The 4,331-nt window shown below is 75.2% G+C and carries 2 protein-coding genes; both read left to right on the top strand.

Annotation, left to right across the window (positions count from 1 at the left end; genetic code table 11):
- The coding region (locus AWZ10_RS43470; protein WP_159058577.1) for an SDR family NAD(P)-dependent oxidoreductase at positions 1–3,842 on the top strand (3,842 nt) is incomplete at its 5' end.
- Positions 3,843–4,095: 253 nt separating this feature from the next.
- Positions 4,096–4,331: acyl carrier protein (locus AWZ10_RS43465; RefSeq protein ID WP_159058576.1), on the top strand; the 236-nt coding region annotated here is incomplete at its 3' end.

Raw genomic sequence — 4,331 nt, 5'->3', positions numbered from 1 at the left:
CCGCCACGGCCGCCGAGGCGGGCGCTGCGCTCGCCGCGCTGGCCGAGCGCCGCTCGCACCCCGCCCTGGACGAGGGGACGGCCGCCGACCGCCGCGTCGTCTTCGTCTTCCCCGGCCAGGACACCGAGTGGGCCGGAATGGGCCGTGAACTGCTGGAGCAGTCCGAGGTGTTCGCGCGGGCCGTGGCCGAGTGCGACGCCGCGTTCGCCCCCTTCACCGGCCGCTCCATGACGGAGCTGCTGCGCGAGGGGGACGGCACGCAGTGGTCGGACCTCGGCATCATCCAGCCGCTGCGCTTCACGATGTACGTGGCCCTGGCGGCCGTGTGGCGCTCACTCGGTGTGGAGCCGGCCGCCGTGGTCGGCCACTCGCAGGGCGAGGCCGCGGCCGCGGTGGTCGCGGGGGCCCTGACCCTCGAGGAGGGAGCGCGCGTCATCGCGGCGCGTTCCGCCGCCATGCAGCGGCAGTCCGGCTCCGGCCGGATGGCGGTGGTGGAGCTGCCGCCGGCCGAGGCGCAGACGTGGGTCGCGCAGTACGAGGGCACCGTGTCGATCGCCGCGGTGAACACGCCGCGTTCGGTGACGGTCTCCGGTGACGCCGACGCCGTGGACGACCTGCTGTTCCGCCTCGACGACGAGGACATCGCGTGCGGTCCTCTGGAAGCCCGGATGGCGGCGCACAGCCACCACGTGGATCCGGTCCTGCCCGTCCTGGCGGCGGAACTGGCCGAGCTGCGGCCGCGCGCGGGAGAGATCCCCATCTACTCGACCGTCACCGGCGACCGGGTGCGGGGTGAGGAGCTCGACGCGGCGTACTGGTGCCGCAACCTGCGCGAGACCGCCCGCCTCGACCTGGCGCACCAGCAGCTGCTGTCGGCCGGCTTCGACGTGTTCGTGGAGGTGAGCCCGCACCCGGTGCTGCTGATGCCGCTCACCGACGGCGCCCTGTACGCCGGGTACGACCAGACCGTCACCGTGCCGACGCTCCAGCGCGACCAGGGGAACCTGGCGCAGGTGCTGCGCGGCGTCGGGCGGCTGCACGTGCACGGTGCCGAGGTCGACTGGGCGCGGGCGCTGGGCGACGCCCCGGCCGTGCCCCTGCCCACCTACGCGTTCCAGCGCGAGCGGTACTGGGCCGAGCCGGAGACCACGCCGGAGCGGACCGTGCCCGCCGCGACCGACGCGTTCTGGCAGGCCGTGGACGACGGCGGCGCCGACCGGGTCGCGAAGATGCTGGGCGCTCCCGAGGAACTGCGGGCGGGCATCGCGCAGTTGCTGCCACTGCTGTCGGCGTGGCAGGACGAGCAGAAGGGCCGCTCCGCCATCGCCTCGTGGCTGTACGACGAGGTGTGGCGGCCCGCCGAGCCGGCCGCGTCCCGGCCGGTGGACGGCGACTGGGCACTGGTGACCTGCCCCGGGCAGGCCGTGGACGCCGGGTACGGCGAGCAGATCGAGCGGGAACTGCGGCTCGCCGGGGCCACCGTGCACCGGATCGACGGCGCCGCGGACCGTGCGGGCCTGGCCCGGGCGTTGCAGGCGCTGCCGAGCGGACTGCTCGGCGTGGTGACGCTCGCGGGCCTGGACGACACGGCGGACGCGCAGGGCGTGACCGAGGGGCTGCGGGGGGTGCTCGCCCTGGTGCAGGCCGTCGGGGACACCGGACGGCCCGTGCCGGTGTGGGCGCTGACCTCGGGCTCGGTGAGCGTCGACGGCGTCGAGCCGCTGCCGAACCCACTGGGGTCCCTGGTGCGCGGCGTGGGCCGGGTCGTGTCCCTGGAGCAGCCCCAGCGGTGGGGCGGCGTCATCGACGTGCCGCCGCTGCCGCACGAGGAATGGGCGGCGCAGTTCGTGCGCAGCCTGGGTGCCGGTGACCACGAGGACGAGGTGGCGCTGCGCCCCGGCGGACGCTTCGTGCGCCGCATGGTGCGCACCGTGCCGCAGCCGGGTGAGGCGGGCTGGTCGACGTCCGGTACCGCGCTCATCACCGGCGGCACCGGCGGGCTCGGCCGGCACCTGGCCCGCTGGCTGGCCGGCCGGGGCGCCACGCGTATCGTCCTGGCGTCGCGGCGGGTCCGCGAGACCGACGCGATCGCCGCACTGCGCGCGGACCTCGCCGCGAAGGGCGCCGAGGTGGTGCTCGTGCCGTGCGACGTCTCGGACCGCACGCAGGTCGAGAAGCTGATCGCGTCCGCGGACACGGCCGGGGCGCCGCTGCGCACGGTCGCGCACCTGGCCGGTGTCTCCGCCGCCAAGCCGCTCGACTCTATCTCCGACGAGGAGATCGGCGTGGAGCTGGCGGCGAAGGCGCACGGTGCCCGGCACGTGCACGAGGTGCTCGGGGACCGTCGGCTGGACGCGTTCGTCCTGTACGGCAGCGGCGCCGGGCTGTGGGGCAGCGGCCATCAGGCGGTGTACGCCGCGGCCAACACCGCGCTCGACGCGCTCGCGCGGGAGCGGCGCCTGGCCGGGCTGCCCGCGACGATGCTGCACTGGGGCCGCTGGGCGGTCGACGGCATCCTCAGCGCGGAGGAAGAGGAGCGTGTGCGGGCACGTGGCCTGATGGCCATGGAGCCGGGCCGCGCGCTGCACGCGCTGGGACTCGCCCTGGACGCCGGCCTGCCGACGCTGGGTGTGGCCGACATCGACTGGGCCCGGTTCGCCCCGGCCTACAGCGCGGCCCGGCCCCGGCCGCTGATCGGTGACATCGACGACGTGCGGACGGCGCTGGCCGCGACCGACGCCCCGCTCGACCCGCGGGCCGGTGACGGACTTCGTGCGGAACTGACCGGCATGGACCGGCAGGAGCGGCTGTGGACCCTGACCCAGCTGGTCAGGACCGAGGTGGCACAGGCCCTCAGCATGGAGGCACACACCCTCGACGTCGAACAGCCGCTGCTGCAGCTCGGGTTCGACTCGCTCATGGCGGTCACGGTGCGCGGCGCGCTCGCCCGCCTCACCGGTCTGGCCCTCACCACGAACGTCTTCGTCCGGCACTCCACCTGCGCGGCGCTCGGCCGTCATCTGCTCGGCGAGCTGCTGGGAGGGGAGCAGGGGCCGCAGGCGGTCGCGGACAGTCCGTGGCTGCGGGTGCTGAAGCCCGCGACGCGGCCCCGCGCACGCATCGTGTGCATGCCCGGCATGGGCGGTACGGCCGGCGGCTACATCCCGCTGATCCGCGCGCTGCCGGAGGGTGTGGAGCTCGTCGGGGTGCAGTTGCCGGGCCGTGAGGCACGCACGGACGAGCCGCCGGTGACGGACATGATGAAGATGGCCGACGAGGTGGCCGCGGCGCTCGCGGACCGCTGCGACGTGCCGCTGGTGCTGTTCGGGCACAGCCAGGGCGCCTGGCTGGCCTGGGAGGTGGCCCACCGGCTCGGGCTGCGGCCCGACGAGCCGCAGCTGTCCCTCGTGGTGGCGTGCGCGCAGACGCCGTACGCCGAGGTGTCGGACTTCGTGCGCCGGGCCGGTGTCACCGCCGGCCGCGACGGTGCCTCGCCGGCCGCGATCGCCGAGGCGCTCGACGGGCTGCTGCCCCGGCAGATCCTCGACAACGAGGAGCTGCTCGTCGAGTACGCGGAGCGGCTGCAGGCCGACACCGAGCTGGGCGCGAGTCACCAGCGCGCCCTCGCGGACCTCCGGCGGGAGACGCTGAAGGTCCCGGTGTTCGCGGTCGCGGCCACCGACGACCCGGTGGCGGCGCCGCAGGCGATGGAGGCCTGGCGCGAGCTGTCCCTCGGGGCGTTCTCGCTGCGCACCATCGCCGGCTCGCACGCCGCGCCGCTGGAGAACGCCGAGGCGATGGTGGCCGAGCTGCTCGCCGCGGTCCCGGCGGACGGCGTCTGATCCGCACCTCGCCCGCCCGGGCGGGCGACACCGGTGGCGAGGACCCCGGGCAGACCTTCGCCGGTCTCCCGCGGCTCCTCGCCACCGTGTCCTGCCCGGGACCCAGGTCGTAGTCGAGTGCCGCGCGGAGTGAAATCGACTCCGCGTCAAGTGCGCCGTGATGCCCTTGGGCAGGTGGTTCCACGGCCCCTGATGTCGACGGTTCCCGGCAGCGACCAGCACAGAACCTGACCGACGCGACCAAAGGTGTCACATGGGTGTTAACGCAACGGAGGCAGTGGCCGCAGACATCGCGGAGTTCCTGCGCGACGCGGTCGCGGACCTGCTCGGCACGCAGGCGGAGGCGGTCCCCGTGACCGTCGCGCTGCGCGACCTCGGTGTCGACTCGTCGGGTGTGACGCGGCTGGCCGGCGCGCTGTCCGAGCGGCTCGGCCGGGCCGTGCCCGGCTGGCTGCTGTGGCAGCACCCGACCGTGGCGGAGCTGGCCGC

Source organism: Streptomyces europaeiscabiei, assembly GCF_001550375.1.
Lineage (GTDB): Bacteria > Actinomycetota > Actinomycetes > Streptomycetales > Streptomycetaceae > Streptomyces > Streptomyces europaeiscabiei.
The sequence above is the reverse complement of the archived record's forward strand: the minus strand, read 5'-3'. Positions and strand labels throughout refer to the sequence as shown.